17 protein-coding genes are annotated in these 20,760 nt (G+C 77.3%); 6 read left to right on the forward strand and 11 right to left on the reverse strand.

The genetic code is table 11. The features are described from left to right. Window positions 1-16: 16 nt before the first annotated feature. From KC207_RS11575 to KC207_RS11585, 3 genes are read right to left on the reverse strand one after another with little or no spacing between them, the layout of a single operon-like run. Window positions 17-1,546, reverse strand: coding sequence for a DUF5719 family protein (locus KC207_RS11575; protein ID WP_211603225.1), 1,530 nt, complete (start codon window positions 1,544-1,546; stop codon window positions 17-19). After that, window positions 1,543-4,656, reverse strand: coding sequence for a glycosyltransferase (locus tag KC207_RS11580; RefSeq protein ID WP_211603226.1), 3,114 nt, complete (start codon window positions 4,654-4,656; stop codon window positions 1,543-1,545). Before KC207_RS11580 ends, KC207_RS11575 begins: the two co-directional genes overlap by 4 nt. 32 nt (window positions 4,657-4,688) lie before the next feature. Next, complete coding sequence (locus tag KC207_RS11585) at window positions 4,689-4,964, reverse strand: WhiB family transcriptional regulator (RefSeq protein WP_282958973.1); 276 nt, start codon at window positions 4,962-4,964, stop codon at window positions 4,689-4,691. A gap of 254 nt (window positions 4,965-5,218) precedes the next feature. Between KC207_RS11585 and cofD the strand changes: the two genes are divergently transcribed. From cofD to KC207_RS11600, 3 genes are all read left to right on the forward strand, one after another. Beyond that, the gene (gene cofD, locus KC207_RS11590; protein WP_211603227.1) at window positions 5,219-6,193 is read left to right on the forward strand and encodes a 2-phospho-L-lactate transferase; all 975 of its coding nucleotides are present in this window, start codon (window positions 5,219-5,221) and stop codon (window positions 6,191-6,193) included. Further along, a complete protein-coding gene (gene cofE, locus KC207_RS11595; RefSeq protein WP_249138706.1) occupies window positions 6,190-7,287 on the forward strand; it encodes a coenzyme F420-0:L-glutamate ligase in 1,098 nt (365 codons plus the stop codon). The genes cofD and cofE overlap by 4 nt, the downstream gene beginning before the upstream one ends. A gap of 266 nt (window positions 7,288-7,553) precedes the next feature. Further along, window positions 7,554-8,438, forward strand: coding sequence for a hypothetical protein (locus KC207_RS11600; protein WP_211603229.1), 885 nt, complete (start codon window positions 7,554-7,556; stop codon window positions 8,436-8,438). Window positions 8,439-8,563: 125 nt separating this feature from the next. Here the strand turns inward: KC207_RS11600 and KC207_RS11605 are convergent, their stop codons facing one another. Genes KC207_RS11605 through KC207_RS11630 form a run of 6 tightly spaced genes read right to left on the reverse strand, consistent with a single transcriptional unit; the run spans window position 8,564 to window position 15,381 of the window. Beyond that, window positions 8,564-9,529: a DNA-3-methyladenine glycosylase family protein gene (locus tag KC207_RS11605; RefSeq protein ID WP_249138660.1), complete on the reverse strand. Its 966-nt coding sequence runs from the start codon at window positions 9,527-9,529 to the stop codon at window positions 8,564-8,566. 2 nt (window positions 9,530-9,531) lie between these two features. Then, a complete protein-coding gene (locus tag KC207_RS11610; protein WP_211602713.1) occupies window positions 9,532-10,410 on the reverse strand; it encodes a class I SAM-dependent methyltransferase in 879 nt (292 codons plus the stop codon). Beyond that, on the reverse strand, window positions 10,407-11,342 hold the full coding sequence (locus KC207_RS11615; RefSeq protein WP_211602714.1) for a lysylphosphatidylglycerol synthase domain-containing protein: 936 nt from the start codon (window positions 11,340-11,342) through the stop codon (window positions 10,407-10,409). Before KC207_RS11615 ends, KC207_RS11610 begins: the two co-directional genes overlap by 4 nt. A gap of 5 nt (window positions 11,343-11,347) precedes the next feature. Continuing rightward, window positions 11,348-13,264, reverse strand: a complete 1,917-nt coding sequence (locus tag KC207_RS11620) for a glycosyltransferase family 4 protein (RefSeq protein WP_211602715.1) — start codon at window positions 13,262-13,264, stop codon at window positions 11,348-11,350. Then, a complete protein-coding gene (locus KC207_RS11625; RefSeq protein ID WP_211602716.1) occupies window positions 13,257-14,339 on the reverse strand; it encodes a glycosyltransferase family 2 protein in 1,083 nt (360 codons plus the stop codon). The genes KC207_RS11620 and KC207_RS11625 overlap by 8 nt, the downstream gene beginning before the upstream one ends. Window positions 14,340-14,376: 37 nt before the next feature. Continuing rightward, a complete protein-coding gene (locus KC207_RS11630; protein WP_211602717.1) occupies window positions 14,377-15,381 on the reverse strand; it encodes a DNA topoisomerase IB in 1,005 nt (334 codons plus the stop codon). A gap of 102 nt (window positions 15,382-15,483) precedes the next feature. Between KC207_RS11630 and KC207_RS11635 the strand changes: the two genes are divergently transcribed. Continuing rightward, on the forward strand, window positions 15,484-16,281 hold the full coding sequence (locus KC207_RS11635) for an inositol monophosphatase family protein (RefSeq protein ID WP_211602718.1): 798 nt from the start codon (window positions 15,484-15,486) through the stop codon (window positions 16,279-16,281). 23 nt (window positions 16,282-16,304) lie between these two features. Here the strand turns inward: KC207_RS11635 and KC207_RS11640 are convergent, their stop codons facing one another. Further along, complete coding sequence (locus tag KC207_RS11640) at window positions 16,305-18,353, reverse strand: hypothetical protein (protein ID WP_211602719.1); 2,049 nt, start codon at window positions 18,351-18,353, stop codon at window positions 16,305-16,307. A 37-nt stretch (window positions 18,354-18,390) separates the two neighbouring features. Between KC207_RS11640 and KC207_RS11645 the strand changes: the two genes are divergently transcribed. Beyond that, window positions 18,391-19,104: a TIGR03089 family protein gene (locus tag KC207_RS11645; RefSeq protein ID WP_211602720.1), complete on the forward strand. Its 714-nt coding sequence runs from the start codon at window positions 18,391-18,393 to the stop codon at window positions 19,102-19,104. Here KC207_RS11645 and KC207_RS11650 read toward each other — a convergent pair. Next, entirely contained in the window at window positions 19,091-19,606 is a 516-nt protein-coding gene (locus tag KC207_RS11650) for a nuclear transport factor 2 family protein (protein ID WP_211602721.1), read from the reverse strand. The two genes, KC207_RS11645 and KC207_RS11650, sit on opposite strands and share 14 nt — an antisense overlap. 98 nt (window positions 19,607-19,704) lie before the next feature. Here KC207_RS11650 and ftrA point away from each other — a divergent pair, with 98 nt between their 5' ends. Continuing rightward, a complete protein-coding gene (gene ftrA, locus KC207_RS11655; protein WP_211602722.1) occupies window positions 19,705-20,685 on the forward strand; it encodes a transcriptional regulator FtrA in 981 nt (326 codons plus the stop codon). The last annotated feature ends 75 nt before the right edge of the window (window positions 20,686-20,760 follow it).

A 20,760-nucleotide genomic window follows, 5' to 3' on the forward strand; every position in this document is an offset into this window, starting at 1 on the left:
GAGCCGCATCCCCCGGTCAGGGCAGCGGGAACGCCCGGCTCACCGGCGAGGACACGGCGACCGGCTCGAGCGGGACGACGGAGAGCATCTGCTCCGCGCCGGTCCCCGACGTCGAGACGACGCCGCCGCGGACCTCCCCGGACCCGGCGGACCGCGCGACCCACACGGCGCTCGCCCCGTCGAGGTCGACGTCCGCGGCCCGGTCCCGGCCGAGGTCCACCCCGCGGGTCTCGACCTCGCCGTCGACGACGAGCGAGACGCGGACGGTCGAGCCGCCGACGGTGCTCAGCAGGCGCAGCGTCCGCTCGACCCCCGAGGTGTCCGGCAGCGCGGTCCCGGCGACCTCCTCGACCGGCGCCGCGGCCTCGGACCAGGCGATCTCGCCGTAGCCGTCGGCCGGGCCGACCTCGGTGCGCACCGCCGCCGTCACCGGCACGTCGGCCTCGACGACGACGCCGTACGTCCCGTCCTGGACGTCGGGCAGGGGCAGCTCGCCGACGGCGCCCCCGGGGACGCTGAGCACGGTGAGCTCCTCGGTGGGGACGACGCCGTCGCGCCCGACGAGCGTCACCCGGGCCACGGCCTCCTCGTCACCGGGCACCGCGACCCGCACGGCCGCCCGGCCGCCGAGGACCGCGGCCGGGACGACGACGCGCCGGGAGGGGTCCGCCGCCGGGACGACCGTCTCGGCGCCGCGGGCGGCGAGCCCGTCGACCCAGGTGTCGGTGAGCGTGGCGTGCAGCCCGCCGCCGCTCGCGGCGACGTGCACGACGGGCAGCGACTCCTCACCCGCCAGGGCGTCGACGAGGAGGGTCACCCGGCCCCCGGGCGGGACGGACTCCGAGCGCGGCTCGCCGACCCGGCCGGCCTCGCCGTGGACCGTGACGTCCGCCGTCACGGGGTTGCCCCCCGGGTTGACGAGGACGAGGCGCTCCTGGCGTCCCGGCCCGGCGCCCCCGGCCAGCAGCCACATGTCCGACGCCGCCGGCAGGCACGGGGAGGTCGCGAGGCCGCGCATCCCGTCCTCGTCGACGCGCCACTCCTGCGTCGCCGTCGTCGCGGGCGCGAGCGCCGACCGGGCGTCGAGGGCGACCGGCCCGCTGCGCGGCAGGTCGGCCGAGACCGAGCCCGGCCGCTGCGCGGGCAGCTCGCCGAGCGGGGCGGACCCGGCCGTGAGCGCGGCCTCGCCCTCGCCCTCGACGGGCACGGGGAGCAGGTCGTCGGGGCCGGTGACGGCGGTGACGGTGCCCCCGACGCGCATGTCGTCGGCCCCGGAGATGCCGCTCAGCTCGTTGCCGGGGCACATCGCGGCGAGGGTCGTCGCGAGGCTCGTCGAGGGCGCCTCGGTCGGGACGGCGCCGCTGGCGGCGGCGAGGTCGAGGGTGGACGGTGTGGAGGTCGCCGCCCAGACCAGGCCCGCGGCCGCGCCGCCGGCGACGAGCACCCGGACCGCCCCGGGGACGGCGGGCCGCAGCCGGCGCACCGCCCGCAGCCGGCCGAGCGCGGCGCGCACGTCGGGGCGGGTGGGCAGGCTCGGGCGGCTCACGGCTCGACCACCCGGGACTCGCGGCGGCCGAACGGGATCGCGAGGAAGCCGACGACGAGGAAGCCGAGGGTCTGGCCGAGGTGGCTCCAGCCGTGCGGGTCGGGCAGGTCGACCGTCAGCCGGCCCTCCCCCGGCGGGAGCTCGTAGGTCGGCGACGCGGCGCCCTCGACGGCGGTGAGGACGGACCCGTCGACGCGGACGACGGCCCGCTCGGCCCAGGCGGCCGGCTGCGCGACGACGAGGGTGGCGTCCTCGGGGACCTCGACGGGGGTGTCGGTGGCCGCGTGCAGGCCCGTCGTGGGGACGAGGCGGGTCTCGTCGGGCGTCTCCATCCGCAGCCGCGGCGGGGCGACGAGGGCCTCGGCGCGCTCGCCGACGGGGGCGAGCCGCCACAGCGTCCAGCCGTCCCGCGGCGAGATCCGCTGCAGGCCGGTCGTCGCGTCCAGCCGCCGCGCGACCTCGGGCACCTGCCCGCCGCGGATCGCGAGGAGGTCGGCCGCGGTCGCGGGGGCGAGGTCCTCGCTGCCCGGTGCCGCGACGAGGAGGTCGGTGACGGTGCCGGCGACCTCGTCGTCGGCGCGCGCGCCGGTGTCGAGGGTGCGCACGACGGCGGCGTCCTCGCGGCCGACGAAGCGGTAGGCCGCGCCGGCGTCCCCCGGGACGACGAAGAGCGACCGGGTGGCGAAGGCGCCCTGGGCCTGGTCGACGGCGACCGCGGGTCGCGGGTCGCGCCAGGCGTCGACGGTGTCGCCGAGCCCGGTGACGACGACGCCGCCCACCGACACGAGCACCGTGCCGACGGCCGTGCCGACCAGCACCCGGCCGCCCGTGCTGCGCCAGGCGGTGCGTCCGGCCACCGGCACCCGGTCGAGGGTGTGCGCGAGGGCGAGCACGAGCACGAGCACGACCGGGAGCAGCATCGTCCCGGCCCACGGCGTCACGGCCTCCCCGGCCCGGTCGAGCCCGGCCGGCACCGTGCCGAGGGTGACCCGCGGCGCGACCAGCGCGAGGGCGACCTGGACCGGCAGGAGGAGGGCGAGGACCGACGGGGCGCCGCGCCACGCGCGGGTCCCGGCGAGCGCGAGCCCGCCGGCGACGACGAGGGCGGCCGAGGTCCACACGAGCGGCGCCGCCACGCCGCCCGGGTCCAGCAGTGCGAGCCGCCACGGCGCCACCGGGGTGCCTCCCCAGTCCGCGAGGCCGGAGCCCGCGACGAGCCCGGTCCAGCCGGCGGCACCGGCCGGGACGACCCAGGGGGCGAGCAGCGCCGACGGCACGAGGACGACGACGGCGGTGTGCAGCGGCCCCCGGACGAGGCAGACGAGGAGGGCCACGACGACGGCGAGGGCCGCGAGCGTCGGCGCGAAGGCCCCGAGCGTCGCGATCCCGAGCGCCGTTGCGAAGGCGCTCGTCGCGGTCGAGCGACGGGCCGCGACGAGCCAGAGCCCGGCGGCGACCCCCGGCAGCAGCGCCAGGGCGACGACCGCCCCGAGCCGGCCCTGGCCGACGGCCGCGGCGGCGGGCGCGGAGCAGGCCCACGCGAGGGCCCCGAGGGCCCGCACCCACGGGCGGCGGGCGGCGACCCGCAGCGCGAGGTAGGCCGACAGCGCGCCGACCGGCATCGCGAGCAGGACGAGGAGCCCGACGACGAGGCCGCCGGGAGAGGTCGGCGCCGGCAGGAGCGGCAGGTGCGCCACGAGCCAGGAGGGGGCGACGAGGAGGGCGCTCGCGGGGCCGGCCTGTTCCGGGCCACCGAGGCCGGTACCGGACCAGCCGTCGGTCCACGCGTGCCACAGCGCCGCCGCGTCGGCGCGGGTGCCGAGCAGCTCACCGCCCTGGAGCCCGGAGCCGAGGCCGGTGACGACGCCGAGGCCGAGGGTGCGGCCCGCGGCGACGGTGACGGCGAGCGCCGCGAGGACCGCGACGACGCCGGGGTGCCGGACGACGCGCCCGGCCCACGAGCGCGGGTTGAGGTCGGTCGCCGCGTCACCGACGGGCGCCTGGGGCGGGACGACCGCGTGGTGCACGGCGTCGGCCCAGCCGGTGAGGACGGCCCGGCGCGGCTCGAAGAGCATCCCGAGGTCCCGGCGGCGGACCTCGCTGCGGTGCCGGGTGCGCCAGCGGGCCCGCAGCCCGCGGACCGGGTCGAGCGAGGTGAGGGCGGTGAGCTCTGCGACGGCGGCCCGGGGGCGCTTGAGGAGCAGCAGCCCGACGGCGGCGACGACGGAGGTGAGGGCGATCCACACGGCGAGCAGCGGCGCGGACCACCAGGGGGCCCGGGCGAGCGCGACCCGGCGGGCGGCGCGGCGTCGGGCGGCGGTCGTGGCGGTGGCGACGGCCACGCCGGGCTGCGAGCGGACCCGGGAGGTCGGCACGGCGACGACGCGTCGGCCGCTCGCCTGGACCCGCCAGCCGAGGTCGAGGTCGGCGCCGACGTCGCCGAACGAGGGCTCCCAGCCGCGCAGCCGGTCGAGGAGGTCGCGCTCGACGAGGGCGCCGGCGAACGGCACGGCGAGGACGTCGGTCGTCGCGTCGTACTGGCCCTGGTCGGGCTCCCCCGGGTGCGGCCGGGACAGCAGCCGTCCGCCGCGGGTCGTGCGGATCGACAGGGCGCGCAGCCGGTGCGGGGCGTCGGCGTCGACGTGCTTCGGGCCGACCATCCCCGTCGACGGCGAGCGGCGCCAGGCGTCGACGAGCCGGACGAGGGCCTCGGGCTCGGGGACGGCGCCGACGGGGAGGAACCACAGGAGGTCGGTGACGCCCTCCTCGGTGGGGACGTCGGCGACGGCGCGGGCGACGGCGGTGCGGACGGGGCGGCGCCGCTCGACGGGGACGACCGACACGGGGACGGGGTGCCCGTCGCGGACGGCGGCGACGACGGCCTCGAGGGTCTCGCCCTCCGGGCTGTCGGCGGTCGGTGCGGTGCGCCCGCCGGTGCGGTCGACGACGAGGACTGCGTCGGGCACCTGGGACTGGGCCAGGGTCGCCTCGAGGACGTCGCCGATGCCGCTCGGCTCGCGCCGGCTGACGAGGACGGCGACGACCCGCGGCGCCACCACTCCGGCGGAGGGGGCGGGAGCGGCGTCGGGGCGCGTCGGGGCCAGCGTCATGCGGGACGGCGGGGTCGTGAGGGGCGGGCCCCTCAGACGGCGCGCTTCTTCAGCTTGCGCCGCTCCCGCTCGGACAGGCCGCCCCAGATGCCGAACCGCTCGTCGTTGGAGAGGGCGTACTCGAGGCACTCGGCGCGCACCTCGCAGGAGACGCAGACCTTCTTGGCCTCGCGCGTCGACCCGCCCTTCTCCGGGAAGAACGCCTCCGGGTCCGTCTGCGCGCAGAGCGAGCGCTCCTGCCAGGACAGCGCGCCCTCCTCGGGCTCGACGTCCTCGAACAGCCCCTCGATCAGAACCAGGTCGTTCACGGTGTGCCTCCTCGACCCTCGACCCTCGTCCTCCGGACGACCGCCGCGGAGTACATGCATGGAATTACACGCGTGTCATGCCGCGCACGTCAAGCCGAATGGTGTTATTGCTCGGATTTCCCTCAGGTGGTACCAGCACCCCGGTGCGCCGACGCGCGGCACGGTCCCGGTCCGACGGTGGTCCGGGTGCTGTCCGGAGGTGGACGCCCGGGCGGACGCATCGGTCCGGCCCCGGGGCTGCCAGACTGCCATCCATGCGGATCACGGCCATCGCGGGGGGTGTCGGGGGCGCGCGGTTCGTCCGCGGCCTGCGCCACCACCTCGACACCACCGGGCTCGAGGACGCGGAGGTCACCGTCGTCGCGAACACCGGCGACGACATCACCCTCCACGGCCTGCGGGTCTGCCCCGACGTCGACACCCTCCTCTACACCCTCGGCGGCGGCGTCGAGGAGAGCCAGGGCTGGGGGCGCGCGCAGGAGACCCACCACGTCCAGGAGGAGCTCGCCGCGTACGGGGCGCAGCCGCAGTGGTTCTCCCTCGGCGACCGCGACGTCGGCACCCACGTCGTCCGGACGCACTGGCTCTCCCGCGGGCTCACCCCGTCCGAGGTCACGGCCCGGCTCGCGCAGCGGTGGGGCCTCCCGGACCGGCGGATCCGGCTGCTGCCGATGACCGACACCCCCGTCGAGACCCACGTGGTCGTCGACGACGGGGAGGGTGGCGAGCGGGCGATCCACTTCCAGGAGTGGTGGGTCCGTCACCAGGCGGCGCTCGAGGCGCGGCGCTTCGTCGTCGCCGGGCTCGACCGGGCCTCCGCCGCCCCCGGGGTCCTCGACGCGGTCCGCCAGGCCGATGTCGTCCTCCTGCCGCCGAGCAACCCGGTCGTGTCGATCGGGATCGTCCTCGGCGTGCCCGGCGTCCGGGACGCCCTGCGCGGGACGCGGGCGCCGGTCGTCGGGGTGTCGCCGCTCATCTCCGGCCGGCCGGTCCGGGGCCATGCCGACGCGTGCCTCCGGGCGGTCGGGGTCGCGTCGACGGCGGCCGGGGTCGGCGGGCTGTTCGCCGACTTCCTGGACGGCTGGCTCGTCGACCCGGGTGACGCCGGGACGAGCGTGCGCGGCGTGCGGGTCGAGGCCTTCGACGAGCCGCTGCTCATGACGGACGTCGAGGCCGCGGGCCGGATCGCCGGTCGGGCACTGGCGCTGGCCCGGTCGGTGGGCGGGTGACGTCGCCGGAGCCGTCGGCCGAGCTGTCGCCAGAGCCGTCGGAGGCCGGCGTCCGCGTCGTCGGGCTGCCCGGCGTCCCGGAGGTCGGGGCGGGGGACGACGTCGCCGCCCTGCTCGTCGAGGCGCTGGACCGGGCGGGGACGACGCTGCTCGCCGGGGACTGCCTCGCCGTCTCGAGCAAGGTCGTCTCCAAGGCACGGGGGCTCACGGTCGACGGCGAACGCGCGGCCGCCGTCGACTCCCAGACCGTCCGGGTCGTCGCCGAGCGGCTGGGGTCGACGGGTGAGCCGACGCGGGTCGTCGAGTCGGTCGCCGGTCCCGTCATGGCCGCCGCCGGGGTCGACGCCTCGAACACCGGTCCGGACGGCCGGGTCCTCCTGCTGCCGGCGGATCCCGACGCCGAGGCCGCGACCCTGCGTGCCGCGCTGCTGTCCCGGGCCGGACTGCCGGCGGACACCCCGCTCGGCGTCGTCCTCACCGACACGGCCGGGCGGCCGTGGCGGGCCGGCCTCACCGACTTCGCGCTCGGTGCCGCCGGGCTCGCCGTCCTGGACGACCTGCGCGGCGGCGTCGACCACGACGGCCGACCGCTCGCCGTGACGGCCCGGGCGGTCGCCGACGAGGTGGCGGCCGCCGCGGACCTCGTCAAGGGCAAGGCCGACGGCGTCCCCGCGGCGCTGCTTCGGGGGCTGCCGCCGGCGTGGCTCGACGGCGACGGCGGGGCCCGCGAGCTCGTGCGCACCGGGCCCGGGGACTGGTTCGCGACGGGCCACGTCGAGGCCCTGCGGGGCGCCCTCGGGGTGCGGCCGGGGTCGGCGGCGTCCGACCGGGTGGGTCTGCGGTCGGTGGCCCCGGAGCCGCTCGACGTCCGCGTCGGGCGGGTCGTCGCGCTGGCGCTCCACGACGTCGAGGAGGGCGGCGCCGACGTGTCCGTCGCACCGGACGGCGCCGAGGTCACGCTGACGGCCGCCGACCCCTACGACGTCGGCCGGCTCGTCGTCCGCACCGAGGTCGCCGCCGCCTCCGAGGACCTGCGGTGCGACGTGGCGTCCCGGACCCCCGACGCCGTCACCGTCCGCCTCACCCTCCCCTGACCGCTCCGTGGGAGCCCTCACCCCGCTGCAACGGGGTGGATCCTCCCACGGGGCTCTCCGGACCGACGCCTGTGGACGAGTGGCCGGCCGAGTCGCGCGCCGGGGCCATGCTGGGCACCGGGGGTGTGCGGATGGGTGGGCGGCAGGAATCGGTCGGGCCGCGGCGCGACGTGGAGCGCCTCGCTCGGGACCTCCCGGGTCCGATGTCCCGGCAGGTCGGTCGACAGCTCGGCGTCGTCAGCCGCGGGCAGTGCCTCGCCGCGGGCATGAGCGAGCGGGCGGTCGAGTGGCGGGTGGAGTCCGGTCGGTGGCTGGTGCTCCACCGCGGGGTCTACCTCACCGAGGGCACGGCGTCGTGGGGGACCCGGGCGGTCGCCGCCTTCCTCGCGGCGCGGTCCGCACCCGACGACGCGGACGTGGCCCTCGCCGGGGCGACGGCGTTGCACGTGGCCGGGCTCACCGCGCGGGCGCCGTCGTGCATCGACCTCGTCGTCCCCCACGGTCGCCGGGTCACCGCACCGGCGGGTGTCCGGCTGCGCCGCTGCGCCCGCTTCGAGGAGATCGTCGCACCGCGGACCTACCCCTGGCGGACGGTCGTGCCGGCCGCCGCCCTCGAGGCCGCCTCGACCGGCGACGCGGACCACGCCGTCTCGGTCGTGGCCACGGTCGTCTCCCGCGGTGCCGCGACGGCGGCCGACCTGGCGGGCGAGCTGGCTGCCCGAGGGCGGCACCGGCACGGCGTCCTCCTGCGGGAGGTGCTCCTCGACGTCGGTGCCGGCGCCCACAGCCCGGCCGAGGTCCGGTACGTGCGCGACGTCGAGCGGGCCCACGGCCTTCCCCAGGCCCGTCGACAGGTGGCCGGTACCACCGGACCGTGGCGTCGGCACGACAACGTCTACGTGGCCTACCGCCTCGTCGTCGAGGTCGACGGCCGCCTGGGCCACGAGGCGTGGAGCGACCGGGTCCGCGACGGGCGCAGGGACCGGGCGGCGGCCGTCGACGGCGGATGGACGACGCGCGTCTTCTGGCCCGACGTCGCCGTGACGCCCTGCGACACGGCGGTCGACATCGGTGGTCTTCTCCGGGCCCACGGCTGGACCGGGTCCCTGCGGCCCTGTCGGCGTCGGTCGTGTGCGGTCCGGAGCCGGTGAGGCGCTCCGTGGGAGGACCGACCCCGTCCGGGCGGGGTCGGTCCTCCCACGGAGCAGGGCAAGCGCGCAGAGCGGGCGACGTGCGCAGGCGGGCGAGCGGGTGGACGGGTGTGGCGGTCGGGTGGTCAGCGGCCGCGGGTGGGCAGGTGCGTCGGCGTCGACATCCGCGGCCCGCGCCGGGGCCGGTGGTGGCCGCCGAGCTCGAGGAGCCGCTGCACCCGGTACCGGTGCCCCACCCACGGCTCGAGCAGCGCGGCGAGGGCGTCGTCGTCGGCCGGGGTCCCGGTGAGGGCCCACGTCATGTCCTTCGCCACGTGGTAGTCCCCGAAGCTCACCTCGTCGGCGAGCCCCAGGGCCCGCTGCGCGACCTCCGCCCACGTCCAGCGCCCGACGCCCGGCAGCGCCGTGAGCCGAGCACGCGCGGCGTCCGCGGACATCGAGACGCACTCCTCGAGCCGGCCGGCCCGCCGCACCGCCTGGACGACCGTGCGCGACCGCGCGCCGTCGACCCCCGCCGCGAGCCACTCCCACGACGGCACGGCCGCCCATCCCGCCGGGCTCGGCGGGACGGCGAGGTGCAGCGCCTCGCCCGGCCCGGGCGCCGGCTCTCCGAACCGCCGCACGAGCCGCCGGTAGCCCGCGAAGGCCTCCTTGCCGGTGACCTTCTGCTCGATGACCGACGCGACGAGCGCCTGCGTCACGAGACCGGTCCGCGGCACCCGCCAGCCGGGCCGGCGCCGCCACTCGTCCCGGACGAGCGGGTGCAGCGCGGGCTCGAACCCCGACGGGTCGTCGTGCTCACCGAGCAGGCCCGGCACCTGCTCGAGCGCCCACCCGGCCCCCACGCCCCACGCGCTCGCGCGGACGACCTCGGACACCCCGCCGGGCGCCTCGAGCCGCAGCGTCGCCGGTCCGTCGGGGGTGCGCCACCCGAACCACCAGCCGCGCTCGTCACGGCGGCTCGTCGGGTCGCCCGCGCCCCGGCGGAGGATGCCGACGACGGCACCGAGCGGCACCGGCCGGGAGCAGCGCACCTCCCGGACCCGCGGCTCCCCCGCTCCCGTGCCCGCGCCCGCGCCCGCGCTCGCCATCGTCAGACGAGGTGCCGCGGGGCGACCTTCAACGGCGGACCGGCCGGGGTCGACGCGCCCTTGAAGGCGGCCCACACGTACGTCGGGACGAGGGGCAGCGCGGCCGCGAGCACCCGCTCGGGCACCCGCTCGGCCCACGCGGGCACGGTGTCGCCCGCCGCGAACGCTCCCGGGTCGGCCAGCACCGGCAGCGTGTAGTCCCACACGTCGTAGGCCGCGAAGAGCCGGCGCAGACCGCCGGGGGTGTAGTACCGCTCGTAGTACTCCTCGCCCTTGCGGGTGAGCCGCATGTACCGGTCGGCCGCCGGCCGCGGCAGCCAGGACAGGAACGGCAGCCGGTGGTGCGGCTCGACGACCTGCCAGCGGTGCCCCACCCCGAGGTAGAGCAGGCCGCCCGGCCGCAGCACCCGGTGGATGTCGGCGACGACGGCCTCGGGGTCGACGACGTGCTCGTAGATGTGGTTGAGGACGACGACGTCGGCCGAGCCGTCCGGCAGCGGCAGGTCCTCGCCGCGGGCGACCCGGAAGTCGACCCGCTCGCCGAACCGGGCGCGGGCCTTCTCGAGGCCCGGCTCGTCGATGTCGACCCCGGTCGTGCGCGCCCCGGCGAGGGCGAGCTCGTCGGCGATGAACCCCGCCGAGCACCCGACGTCGACGGCGGCGAGCCCGGAGAGGTCGTCGACCCCGAGCGCGTGCCGCACGACGGCGACGATCTTCGCCGCCTTCTGCCGGCGCCCGGTCTCGTCGAGCATCTTCGCCATCGAGTCGGAGTACGCGAGCTGCTCGGCCCGGCCGCTCGCCGGAGCGGCGTCCTCGGGCCGCACGGGCTCGTCAGGTTGCACGGGATGGCCCGGCTGCACCGGCTCGCTCGGGTCGCTCATCCCCCGGATCCTAGGAGGTGGTGCCGACGACCCCACAGCCATCCGCCCCCGGCGACGAGCAGGTCCGCCACGACGGCGAGGAACCGGGCGACGACGACGACCGCCGTCGCGGCGCCGAACGGCATGAACGTCACGAGCAGCAGGGCGAGCACCCCGTCGCGCACCCCCACCCCCGCGGGGACGAGCACGGACAGCTGGCCGACCGCCGACGCGAGCGCGAACCCGCACACCGCCGCGACGGCGAGGTCGGCGACGGGGGCGTCGGGCTGCACGGAGCGGACGAGGACGGCGACCCCGAGCCCCGCCGACACCCAGGCGCCGGTGAACCAGGCGCAGGTGAGCGCCACGGCGCGGCCGCCGAGGGCGTGCTCGAGCGGCTCGCGGCGCAGCACCCGCAGGCCGAGGCCGACGAGCCGGTTGAGCAGCGGCGGCCACAGCAGCACCGCCCCGACGGCGAGCGCCGCGACCACGGCCCACGCCGTGACGGGCGAGCTGCCGCGGGCGAGCAGCCGGGGCAGGGCGACGACGCCGAGCAGCCCCCCGCAGAGGATCGCGAGACCGATCGACAGCAGACCGGTGACCGCCATCCGGCGCCGGGGGACCCCGAGCCGCGCCCCCATCTCGGCCTGCGCGAACACCGTCCACACCGACCCGGGGACGTACTTGCCGAGCTGGCCGACGAAGAAGACGCTCGCCGCCGGGGGCAGGGCGAGCGGGCTGCCGAGGTCGGCGAGCAGGACCCGCCAGCCGCCGAGGGTCAGCAGCGGCGCCCCCGCCGTGAGGACGAGACCGACGACGACGGCGACGGGGCTGATCCGGCCGAGCTCGCTCGAGACCTCCGACCAGTTCCGCGCGAGCGCCCACCCGACCGCGGCGAGGATGACGACGAGCAGCCCGAAGCGGACGACGTCGACGACGCGGGAGCGGGACACCGGCGTCACTTCCGCCGGAAGGTGAGCCGCAGCACCGCGTACGCCGGGGACCCGCTGCCACCGAACGAGGACCGGGCCTGCGCCATCCGCCCGAGGACGTCGCCGTCGACGTCGCCGACGAGGGTCAGCCCGAGGTCGTCGGCCCGCGCGAGGATGCCGCGGACGTCGGCCGGGCGGACGGCGAACTCCGGGTCGTCGTCGCCGATCGGGACGGTGAGCAGCAGCAGCCCGCCGGTGCGCAGCGTCCACGACGCCTGCCCGACGACGAGGTCGACGTCGGACGCCGTGCACCCGCCGGGGTGCAGCCGGGCGACGACGTCGAGGCTCGCGGTGTCGACGTCGAGCACCTCGACGGCGGCGCGGCGGCCGGTGAGCTCGAGCTCGACGGGGGCGAAGCCGAGCGCGCGCGTCCAGCGCGAGAAGGGGCTGCCCGACCCGGACTCGTCGACGACGACGGCGGTCCGCGACCGGTCGTCGAGGACCCGCACGAGGGCCGCGACCGCCCCGAGGGCAGCCCACGCGGCGACGGGGTCCTTGGCGCGCGGCAGCCCGAGGAGACGGGCGACCTCCTGGGCGTCGACGGCCTCGGCGTCGACGGTGAGCAGGTCGGTGGCCCGCAGCTCGTCGGGCAGGTCGACCGGGGACAGCTCGAGCACGGGGCCGCGACGGGCCCGCAGGCCGGCGACCGCGGCCCGCACCCGCGCCACCCGGCCGAGGGGCACGGCGGCCGGCTCGTCGTCGTCCCAGACGGTCGGCGCCGCGGCGAGGGCCTCGACGGCACCGACGTAGTTGGCCCAGGCCCGGTCGAGGTCGGGCTCGCGCACCCCGTCCGCGAGCGCCGCGACGGCACCCGGTCCCGTGAGACGGCGCAGCGCCGTGACGAGGGCGTCCCGGTCCCCCGGCGCCGCGAGCACCCCGTCGACGCCGTCGCGCACCTGGTCCGCGAAGGTCCCGACGCTCGTCGCGAGCACGGGCAACCCGTGCCGCTGCGCGAGGAGGACGTTCTGCGACGCGGTCGCCGAGCGGTACGGCAGGGCGAGGACGTCGTGGCGGGCCATGAGCCCGGCGATCCGGTCGGCCGGCACGTAGCCGCCGTGCACCTCGACCCGGCCCCGCAGCCGAGGGTCGGCGGCGAGGTCGCGGACGCGGCGACCGGCCTCCCCCCACAGCTCTCCGGCGACGGTGAGGGTCACGCCCTCGACCTCGCGGACCGCCTCGACGAGCAGGTCGAGCCCCTTGTAGTCGCGGACGATGCCGAGCGCGAGGAGGCGGACCGGGCCGTCGTGCGCGGGCCGGTCCACACGTGGGCCTCCCGGCAGGTGCGGCGGCAGGTCGACCTCGCGCACCCGGCGCGCCCCGAGCTCCGCGGCCAGCCGGGCCTGCTCGCCCGAGTGGACGACGACGGCGTCGGCCGCGGCGAGGAGCGCCCCCACGAGGCGCCGGTCCCCCGGGTGCGGCTCGTGCGGCAGGACGTTGTGCGCGACGACGACGACGGCGGGCCCGCGGCGGCCGTCCCGTCGACCGGCGCCGGCGGCCCGCAGCAGCGCGAGGTGCGCCGGGACGACGGCCGGGACGACGTGGACGAGGACGACGACGTCGACGTCCCGCAGCCGGCGTCCGGTGCGGACCCAGGTGTCCGGGCGGGCCCAGGACAGCACCCGCATGCTCCGCGGGTAGGGGGTGACGTCGGGGCTGCCGCCGGGGACCGCCTGCTCGCCCGGGTAGAGGCGGGCCGGGTACAGGTGGCTCCAGGAGACGAGCGCGACGTCGTGGCCGGCCTCGGACAGCTCGTGGGCGAGGGTCGTCGTGTGGGCCGCGACCCCGCCCTTGTAGGGGTGGGTCGGGCCGACGAGCGCGACGGAGAGCGCGGCGTCGGACCCGGGGAGGTCGGACCCGGGGCCGTCCGGCCGGTCCTCAGACACCGTCGCGGGACCGGACGACGAGGTCGGAGAGCAGGGCGAGCGAGGCGATCATGATGCCGCTGACGACGAGCAGGACGGTGCTCGCCGGGAAGTAGAACGGGTGGCGCACCATGTCGACGACCGCCTTGACGACGCCGATCGCGAGCATCCACAGCGCCGGCGGCATGAGCACCTTGAGCGGCTCGAAGTACATGACCATCCGCAGCACCTGGAGGATGTAGCGGTAGGCGTCGCGGACGAAGTGGAACTTGCTGACCCCGGCGCGCTTGGCGTAGGTCGTCTCGACGTACTTGATGTCGTGCTGGTTGGACAGGAACGCGATCGTGATCGTCGTGACGCAGGAGAACCCCGCGGGCAGCAGCCGCAGGTAGGGCAGCGAGACGTCGCGCCGGAAGGCCCGTAGCCCGGAGTTCAGGTCGGGGATGCGGGTCTTGGTCAGCCACTCGGCGATCTTGCGGATGAGCCACTTCGCCGGGACGCGGGCCCACTTGTGGGTGCCCTCCTCGGTCGTGCGGGCGCCGACGACCTGGTCGTACGTCGGGTCGTCGCGCAGGGTCCGGACGAGCTCGGGGATGCGCTCGTTCTCGTACGTCATGTCGGCGTCGGTCCACACGACGATCTCGCCGCGGGCCTGCTGGGTGCCGATCCGCCGGGCCGTCCCGGACCCCCCGTTGCGCCGGAAGGGCAGCACGCGCACGTGCGGGTAGCGGTCCTGGGCGGCGCGCAGGACGGCGAGCGTGTCGTCGGTCGAGGCGTCGTCGATGCACAGCAGCTCGTAGGTGAGCTCGCTGTCGTCGAGGACCGCCGAGATGCGGTCGATCTCCTCGAGGACGTGGGCACCCTCGTTGAAGCACGGCAGGACGACCGTGACGTACGGGACGGGTCCGGGGCCCTCGGGGCCGTCCTCGACGACGTAGCCGCCGCTCGTACGCGTCCGCTCGTTCGACGGCCGCGCCGAGGGGTCGTACCCGCGTCCGGCGAGCTCGCCGACGCGGACGTCGATGCGCTCGGTGGACGCGGCGTGGAGGGCGTCGTGGTCGGCGCCGGTGTCGCCGGCCTCGGGGTGCTCGTTCATCGCCCGCGAGCCTACCGGCGCGCCCCCGGGCCGGGGCTCAGGCGCCGTCGACGAGCCGGGCGACGGCCTTCTCGACCGCGGCCTGCCGGCGGGTCTCGTCCGGGTACCGGCGCCGCAGGGTGCCGGCGATGGTCACCCCGTCCTCGTACCGGTCGAGCACCCGCGGGTCGATGTACGACGAGCGGGCGATCGTCGGGGTGTTGCCGAGGTATGCGGCGACCTCCTCGACCGCCGCCTTCTCCGCCTGCTTGCGCGAGGCCTTCGTGTCCCCCGGCTCGTCGGACTCCGCGAGCGCGACGGCGGCGAGGACGGTCGCGTGCCACGTCCGGAAGTCCTTCGCCGTGAGGTCCTCGGCGACCATCTGCGAGATGTAGTCGTTGACGGCGGCGGCGTCGAGGTCGGCCCAGCGGGCCGTGCCGCGGTAGGCGAGCAGCCGCTTGGAGCCCCCGCGGCGGCGGCGCATGTAGTTGAGCGACTCGATGACCGCCGGGTCGCTGATCGTGATCGAGTGCTCGACCCCGGACTTGCCGACGAACGAGAAGACGAGGTCCTCACCCCGACGCCGCACGTGGCGACGCTCGAGGGTCGTGAGGCCGAAGGAGCCGTTGGAGTCGGCGTAGGCGTCGGACCCGATCCGGAAGTAGCCGAGGTCGAGCAGCCGGGTCGCGGTCGCGGCGGCCCGGGCGAGCGGCATGCCCTCTCCCGCGAGGTCGGTGACGATGCGCTCGCGCGCCCGCGCCAGCCGGGCCCCCGCGAGGACGACCCGGTCGAACTTCAGCTCGTCCCGCTTGGCCCGCCACTCGGGGTGGTAGAGGTACTGGCGCCGGCCCGCGGCGTCGGTGCCGACCGCCTGGATGTGACCGGTGGGGTACGGGCAGATCCACACGTCCTCCCAGGCCGGGGGGATCGCGAGCGCCTTGACCCGGGCGACGTCCTCCGCCGGCAGCCGCTCCCCGCCCGCGTCCCGGTACGAGAAGTGCCTGCCGGCCCGGCGCCGGGTCCACCCGGCCGACCGCGGGGACACCCGTCGCAACCTCGCCATGCCCGCACTCTAGACAGTGACCGGCGCCGTGACCTGCACGGACGCCGACCCTCGACGACCAGCGGGTTTGGTGCTGCTCGCCGCGTGTGGAAGCGTTGAGGCATGTCCGGGCTCTCGACCGACACCGTCTCCGACCTGCTCCGCGAGGTCGCCGCCGCGGTCATCACCCCTCGATTCCGCTCGCTCGACGACGACGAGGTGATGGAGAAGAACCCCGGCGACCTCGTCACCGTCGCCGACCGCGAGGCCGAGGAGCTCATCACCGGCCGCCTCCTCGCGGCCTACCCCGACGCCGTCGTCCTCGGCGAGGAGGCCTACGCCGCGGACCGCGGACTCATGGACCGCTACCTCGCGGCCGAGCACGCGTTCACCGTCGACCCCGTCGACGGGACGAAGAACTTCGTCAACGGCTCCCCCGACCACGCCGTCATGGTCGCCGAGGTCGTCGGCGGCGAGACCGTCCGCTCCTGGATCCACCAGCCCGCGCACGGGGTGACCTGGACCGCCGAGCGCGGCGCCGGCACCCGGCGGGACGGCGAGCCGGTGACGACTACCCCGGTCGACGCGGGCACCACCCCGCGCGGGGTCACCTCGGCCTGGGCCCTCAAGGGCCACACCCTCGACGGGCTCGCCCCGATGGGCCTGTCCTGGGTGTGCTGCGGGGTCGACTACCCCCGCCTGCTCGAGGGGGCGACCGACTACATCGTGTACTCCCGCTCCAACCCGTGGGACCACGCGCCGGGCACGCTCATGGTCACCGAGGCCGGCGGCTGCGTCGCGCACCCCGACGGCACGCGCTACTCGCCGCGCTCGCTGCGGCCCGGGCTCGTCGTCGGGGTCGACCCGCACACGTGCGGGGCGGTCCAGCGCCGCGTCGAGGAGCACTTCACCCGCGACTGACCCGGCCGGGTCGGCACCGTCGCTCAGCCGGCGGGGACGTCGGCGACCGACACCCGGATGCCGCCGACGTCGAACCGCCGCGGCGGCCGGTCGAGGGCGTGCTCCTCCTCGGGGAAGCGGATGTCGACGACCTCGCGCGGGTCGAGGCCGATCTCCTCGACCGCCTCCGGACCGTCGGCGGCGAGGACGACGAGCGAGCGGCCCTGCGCCGCCGCCCCGCGCGCCACCTCGTCGACGACGGCGCGCAGCCGCTCGGGGTCCTCGCGCACCGGGGTCGTCGCGACCGCGAAGGGGGTCCCGCACATGCCGCGGACGACCTGCGGCCACTCCGAGGACGCCCGTCCGTCGATCCCGAGGACGACGTCGTCCGGGTCGAGCACGGCGCAGACCTCGTCGACGGCGGCGAGCGAGCCGCGCTCGACCCCGACGCCGCGGAACGGCCACGACGCGAGCCCGGCCGGCACCCCGAGCCCGAGGACGACGACCGCGGCGACGAGCGGACGGGCCCACGGCCGGCCCTCGCGGGCGACCCGGTCGCCTGCCCACCGCCCGGCGACGACGACGAGGAGGACGACGAACGGCAGCGCGACGAGCAGCCGCCGGTCCGCCCACGGGTGGTCGGGGGTGATGCCCGGGCGCAGCAGGGTGAGCAGAGTCGAGCCCGCGGCGAGCACGAGCGGCGCCGCCCACGGGACGAGGTCGCCGTCCGCGAGCCGCGTGAGCATCGCCCGCAGGACGAGGGCGAGCGCGAGCAGCGCGACGACGAGGGCCGCCCAGCCGACGTACCACGACAGCCAGTCGACGGTGTGCTCGGCGTAGGTGCGTCCGCCGTCGACCGGCAGGCCCTGGCGCCGCTGCATGCCGGCCACGTACCGCGCCCCGGGGTCGTCCGGGTCCTGCCGGACGGTGAGCCACCACGGCCGGGACCACAGGACGAGGCCCGCGAGCACGGTGAGCCCGGCGACGACGTCGGGGGCCCGGCGGACGAGCCCCGCGGGCAGGCGGCGGCCCCGCCGCCAGAGCCGCACCCCGGCCCCGGACACGGCCGCGACGACGACCACCATCGCGACGAGCGGCAGGAGGCTCGCGTGGATGTCGCCGAGGTAGCGGAAGGACAGGCCCCAGCCCAGCCCGTACGCGACGACCGTGGAGGCCACGAGCCCGGCGAGGGCGGGCCGGGCCCACGCCCGGCCGAGCGCGACGGCGACCGCGAGGACCGGCAGCAGGAGCATCACCTCGCGCAGCGCGTCGACCCGCGCGACGCCGGTCCCGCCGACGAGCAGGCCGCCCACGAGGGCGAGCCGTCCGGCCGTCCGGTCGCCGCCGTCCCGCCCGGCGGCGAGGACGAGCGCGAGGAGACCCCCGACGAGCGTGAGCAGCGCCAGCTGCTCGGAGTACGTGCCGCGGGCGACGTTGAGGACCGGGAAGAGCAGCCCCGTGAGGCCTGCCGCGGCCACCCCCCACCACGGCCGGGTGAGGTGGGCCGCGAGCAGCCCGAGGAGCATGAGGACGAGGGCCATCGCCACGGCCGGCAGCAGCATCGCGGCCTCGGGGCCCCCGGCGAGGACGCCGTAGCCGTACACCGTCGCCGGCGCCATGAGGAACTGCGGCTGGATCGCCGGGTCCGCGGCCGACCCGACCTGGTAGAACGCGGCGCTCGCGAGGGTGAGGTCGCCCGAGCGCAGCAGGTCCGGGCCCCCGAACACCGAGACGTCGACCGGGACGACGCGCTCTCCGGTCGCCGCGAGGGACACCGCGGCCTGGAGGTTGCTCGCGGCGTCCCGCCGGGGCATCACGTGCTCGGAGTGGGTCGCCGCGGCGTACCCCGCGAACCCGAGGCAGACGACGACGAGGCCCGCGGCCGGCCCCCGACCGAGTGCGACCCCGGGCAGGCCGCGGACGGCGACGGCGGCCGCGACGAGGACGAGCAGGCCCACCGGCCAGGCCACCCACGGCGTCCACCAGCCCACCCACGCCAGCAGCCCGGCGGCGACGCTCGTGCCGGCGAGCCAGAGCCCGGCAGCCAGACCCGTCCGGGTCAGCGGGGCGCCGACGCTCACGGACCGGGTCATGGCGGCGAGCCTAGCCAGCCGGGGTACGGTGCGGACGATGAGCCCCGAGACCCCCGCCGCCCTGCTCGCCCGTCTCGTCGAGTCCGACCCGGGACGCCCGCGGATCACGACGTACGACGACACCGAGGGCCCCACCCGGGGCGAGCGCATCGAGCTGTCGGCGCGGGTCGTCGCGAACTGGGTCTCCAAGGCCGGCAACCTCCTGCAGGAGGACCTCGACGCCGCCCCCGGCACCCGGGTCCTCCTCGACCTGCCGGCGCACTGGCGCTCGGTCTACTGGGCGTTCGCCGTGTGGTCCGTCGGGGCCGAGGTCGTCCTGCCCGGAGCGGACGCCGACACCCCGGTCGACGTCGTCGTCACCGACGACCCCGAGCGCTGCGAGCAGGGCGAGGTCGCCGTGCTCGTGACGCTCGCCGCGCTCGCCCGGTCGGCGGACGGTCCCGTCCCGCCGGGCGCCGTCGACGAGGCGAAGGACCTCGCGACGCACGGCGACGTCTTCACCGCGTGGGACGAGCCGGACGCGGACGCCGTCGCGCTGCGGACCCCGGAGGGCGCCCTCACCTACGCGGGTCTCGTCCCGACCGGTGCCGGACCGGTCCGTGAGCACGTCGCGACCGGGGAGACCGCCACGCTGCTCGAGGTCGTCCTGCGCGCCTGGGCGGGCGACGGGTCGGTCGTGCTGACCCGCGGGGCCCCCGACGCGGACGTCCTCGCGGCCCGGCTCGCCACCGAGGGGGTCACCGGGGTCTGACGCCCGGCCCCGACCCGTCACCGCCGACCGACCCCGACCCGTCACCGCCGGCCGGCTCGGACCGCTCCTTGCGGAAGGCGTCCTTGCGCCGGATGAGGTCGCCCTCGAACGCGAGGACGTCGACCCCCCGGTAGCTCGACGGCACGCCGCCGTGCGGGGTCCCGTGGAAGGTCCACGTCGCGAGGCCCCACGAGCCGCCGACCCGGACGTCGACGTCCCGGTACGACGCGTCCGCGTACCCGCCGAGGAAGGCCGCCATCCCGGCGCGGACCGCCTCGCGCCCCTCGAAGACGACGCCGTCGTCCGCGGGACCGCGTGAGCCGAGGTAGACGGCGTCGGCGGTGAAGAACGCCGCGATCGCGTCCGGGTCGCCGGCGGAGCACGCGTCGAAGAAGGCGAGCAGGCGCTCCTCGGTCATGAACAGGCGCTCCTCGGTCATCGGGCCGGGACCCGGCGTCGCGGGGCGGGTGGCGGTCGTCGGCGTCGTGACGCTGCTCGGCACGGGAGGGTCCTTCCGGGGAGGGGCGGGGCCCCCAGCCTCGCCCGGTCGTGACCTCGACGACCAGTGGCACGGGTGACCAGTGCCCGTAAGATCGCGCCATGACCGCACCGGAGCGTCCCCGGGTCGTCGCCGTCGCCTACGACGGCCTCTGCACCTTCGAGTTCGGCATCGTCGCGGAGGTCTTCGGCCTGCCCCGCCCGGAGCTCTCCCTCCCCTGGTACTCCTTCGAGGTCGCCGCCGCGGAGCCCGGGCCGCTGCGGGGGCTCGGCGGGCTCGTGCTCGACGGCGCCCGCGGTCTCGACGCCCTGGCCGGAGCGCACACGGTCGTCGTCCCGGGCTGGCGGGACCCCGACGAGACCCCGCCCGCCGCCCTGCTCGAGGCGCTGCGGGCGGCGCACCGCGACGGCTCCCGGGTCGTGTCGGTCTGCTCCGGGGCGTTCGTGCTGGCCGCGGCCGGGCTGCTCGACGGCCGCCGGGCGACGACGCACTGGCGCTACGTCGAGCGCCTGGCCCGCGCCCGACCCGCGGTCACCGTCACCCCCGACGTCCTCTACGTCGACGAGGGCGACGTCGTCACCTCCGCGGGCAGCGCCGCCGGCATCGACATGTGCCTGCACCTCGTGCGGACCGACCACGGCGCCGACGTCGCCGCGTCCGTCGCGCGGCGGCTCGTCGTCCCCCCGCACCGCTCCGGTGGGCAGGCGCAGTACGTCCCGCGGCCGATGGGTCCGGCGCGGCCGGACCGGGTCGGCGCCTCGGCGGTCATGGACTGGGCGCTCTCGCGGCTCGAGCAGCCGCTCGGGGTCGACGACCTCGCCCGGCACGCGGGGATGGCCCGGCGGACCTTCCTGCGCCGGTTCCGGGACGAGACCGGTGAGACCCCGCACCGGTGGCTCGTCCGGCAGCGCGTGCACGCGGCGCAGCACCTGCTCGAGACGACGACCCTGCCGGTCGAGGCGGTCGGCCCACGGGTCGGCTTCGGGTCCGTCGAGACCTTCCGGCACCACTTCCGCGGGGTCGCCGGGACGACGCCGTCGGCCTACCGGGCGCAGTTCCGCACGGCGCCGTCGGACCGCTGAGGGCACCGGACGGGCGCCGGACGGACGCCGTGGGAGGGTCCACCCCGTCAGGGCGTGGTCGACCCTCCCACGGAG

The sequence above is a fragment of the Phycicoccus avicenniae genome, assembly GCF_018139485.1.
Taxonomy (GTDB): domain Bacteria; phylum Actinomycetota; class Actinomycetes; order Actinomycetales; family Dermatophilaceae; genus Phycicoccus; species Phycicoccus avicenniae.